This window comes from Ruminococcus sp. (assembly GCF_024684275.1).
On record NZ_JAIKXF010000112.1, the window covers coordinates 1 to 2895 of the forward strand.

At 48.4% G+C, this 2895-nt stretch carries 3 protein-coding genes; 2 read left to right on the forward strand and 1 reads right to left on the reverse strand.

The annotated features are described in order from the left end of the window. Window positions 1-195 precede the first annotated feature (195 nt). The gene (locus tag K5677_RS13090) at window positions 196-975 is read right to left on the reverse strand and encodes a nucleoside phosphorylase (RefSeq protein ID WP_296728808.1); all 780 of its coding nucleotides are present in this window, start codon (window positions 973-975) and stop codon (window positions 196-198) included. A 267-nt stretch (window positions 976-1242) separates the two neighbouring features. On the opposite strand from K5677_RS13090, the gene K5677_RS13095 reads away from it, so the two are divergent. Together K5677_RS13095 and K5677_RS13100 are read left to right on the forward strand one after the other, a co-directional pair. Then, window positions 1243-2220 (forward strand): DUF4003 family protein, encoded by a 978-nt coding sequence (locus tag K5677_RS13095; protein ID WP_296728810.1) that lies wholly within the window; start codon window positions 1243-1245, stop codon window positions 2218-2220. 42 nt (window positions 2221-2262) lie between these two features. After that, on the forward strand, window positions 2263-2895 hold a 633-nt coding region (locus tag K5677_RS13100), incomplete at its 3' end, for a polyphosphate kinase 2 family protein (protein ID WP_296728812.1).

The following is a 2895-nucleotide window of genomic DNA, read 5'->3' on the forward strand; positions in this document are numbered from 1 at the left end:
AAGCAGGGATAGGGGGGCATAGCCGCAGCCGAGAGCAGTTCGTATGACCTTGGGACTTTCTGCCGTAAATATGCCGTCGCCCTGCGAAAAGTAGTCAATAAGCCTTTTCTCCGAGGTATCTGTATAGGGCAAGAGCTCTTCCGCACCGAGATCGGTTATTTCGATTATATTTGCCATGTTTTTACCTCTTTTTCTTTATTTTTCGGTATCGCAGCTGCCTATGACATCAAGGCAGAGGCGGAGAGCGGGTTCAAGTGAAGCGACGCCGAAATCACGTCTGTCGTAATTATCAAGGTCGGCAAGGGAATCTGCCGTAAAGAAGAGCATCCCGAAGTCAGCTCCGCGGAATTTCGCACAGGCTGCAAGGGAAGCACATTCCATATCAACTGTATCGCAGCCCTCGCTGCGGCGGTAAGCGACAGTATCGGGAGTTTCGCGGAAAAGTCCGTCCGTTGTCCATGTGGTGCACCGTCTGAAAGGGATATCGCGTCTGCCGAGAGCGCTGCATATGCGGTCGGCCATGGGCATATCCAGCTCAATAAAGCGTGAGGGCGGGAGATACTTGTATGAGCAGCCCTCATCGCGGAGAGCTCTCACGGGAACGATGAACTCGTTTTCGGGCATTGGTGTAAGAACTCCGCATGAACCTGAGGAAATTACCTGTTTTACGCCGCAGGCAAGGAGTATCTCCAAATTCTGAACAGCGGCGGGAGCACCCATGGGTGCCTGACATAGGCATATCTCCTCACCGTCCTGATCGACGATATATATGGGATAATCCCGTGTTATAGTGGGTATCACAGCGGCAGTTTCCGCATTACGGGCAGCTGCGTATTCGTCGATACAGCTGCCGAGAAGGGCATATACCGCCTTTTTCGGCAGCTTAAGGCTCTGAAGCTCGGCTTTTATGCCGAATAACGAGCGCTCTGACGTATCATATTCAAGTATCGGCACATCATTTTTGAATAAAGGCATTTTTGATTTCCTTTCTTTGAGATAAATGAAATGGGCAGAAATACAGCCCTTTTCACATAGTTTTTTCAGTGATTTTTAGACAGTTATGACATTATTATAATGCATTTGCACGAAAAAAACAATATTTTCACAAAATTTTGGTTGAATTTTTTATTGGAATGTGGTATAATAGTTACGATAATAGATCATCTGCCGAAAACAGAAATGATCGGAATGTGCAGCGGACTGTCGGTACGCTGTTCTGACTCTGTCAAAAGGAGGTGTTCCATGAAAGAGCTGCTGAAGAACCTGTGTGACAAGTATCTGCTCAATCTTGGGCTGTTTACCGACTTTTATCCCCTTGAAAGGGATATTCTGTACCCTGTGTGTGCAAATGTTTTCTGCGCGGCTGACGCAGTATTTGACCTTGGCAAATTCAAGGACAGCATGGAACTCATAAAGGATAATCCGAAGGTGCTTTCGAGCTTCCGAAGTACGGTCCGTCCGCTCATTGCCTCGCTTTTATCCGTAAGCGGCGATCCGCGGGGCGAAATGGAGAAGTACTTCGGCTGCTACGAGCTGCTGCGGAAATACTTCACAAATTCCGAGCATCTGGCTCTGCTGTCGTTGCTCCTCGTCAGGATAGCTCCGGCGGAAAGTGCAGAGGACTACATAAAGCGCGGCAGACATATATATGACAGGATGAAGAAGGAACACCGCATACTAACCACAAAGGAGGACGTTGCCTTTGCGGTGATGCTGGCTTTTTCCGAAAAGACCGACGATGAGCTCATCGAGGATATGGAAGCCTGCTATAAGCTCCTTAAGAAAAGAGCCGACAATAACAGTATACAGACCGTTTCTCACGTTCTTGCCATGGCAAACGGCACTCCCGAGGAGAAATGTGCGAAATTCGGCGAGCTTTACGACAGCATGATAAAAAAGGGACGAAAATACGGCAAGCATTATGAGCTTGCGATGCTGGCGGCGCTTTCCATCACGAAGTTCAGCAGTGCCGAGATACTTGATGATATAAGTGACAGTGAGAATTTCCTCTCACAGCACAGGTCGGTAGGCGACCTTTCTGAGTTCGGAAAGGAAGAACCGATGAGCCATACATTCCTTCTGCTCACTATCGCCTATGCAGGCGATGAGAATGTAAGCAGCGAGTCGGAAAGACACGCTTTGCTTGCGGCAAGACAGGCGACCCTGTACTCTGTGCTGGTGTACAGTATGATGACCGTCGCGCCGCTCGTACCCGAATAATATATTAAAACGACTGTAATAAAAAGAATGGAGGTCATTGACATGAAGGCAGATAAATACCGTATACAGGAAGGCAAAAAGACCGATATCCGCAAGCTCCCCACGGACAGCAGGGAGGATAAGGCCGATAAAGAGGAGATCATCGCAAAGTATGAGGAAAACAAGCGCGATCTCGTATTATTGCAGGACAAGTTCTATGCGGACGCACGGGAGGGACTTATCGTCGTTATACAGGCTCTTGACGCTTCGGGCAAGGATTCTTGCATAAAGTACGTTTTCAGCGGCATAAATCCTCAGGGAGTAAAGGTGCATTACTATAAAGCTCCCACAGCGGAGGAGCTCGCTCACGACTATCTGTGGAGGATACATCAGAATATCCCGCGCAGAGGCGAGATAGCGGTATTCAACAGGAGCCACTATGAGGATCTTGTTACCGTACAGGCTGAGGATATATGGCAGGGATACCATATGTCGGACAGAGTTCTTGATGATACAAAGAAGAAGTTCTTCGGGAAGCGCTATGAACAGGTTAATAATTTCGAGGAATACCTCTATGAGAACAGCTACCGCATGGTGAAGATATTCCTGCACGTTTCCAAGGAAGAGCAGACGGGACAGCTCCTCGAAAGGATAGAGCTTCCCGAAAAGAACTGGAAATTCCGCGCGGACGACCTG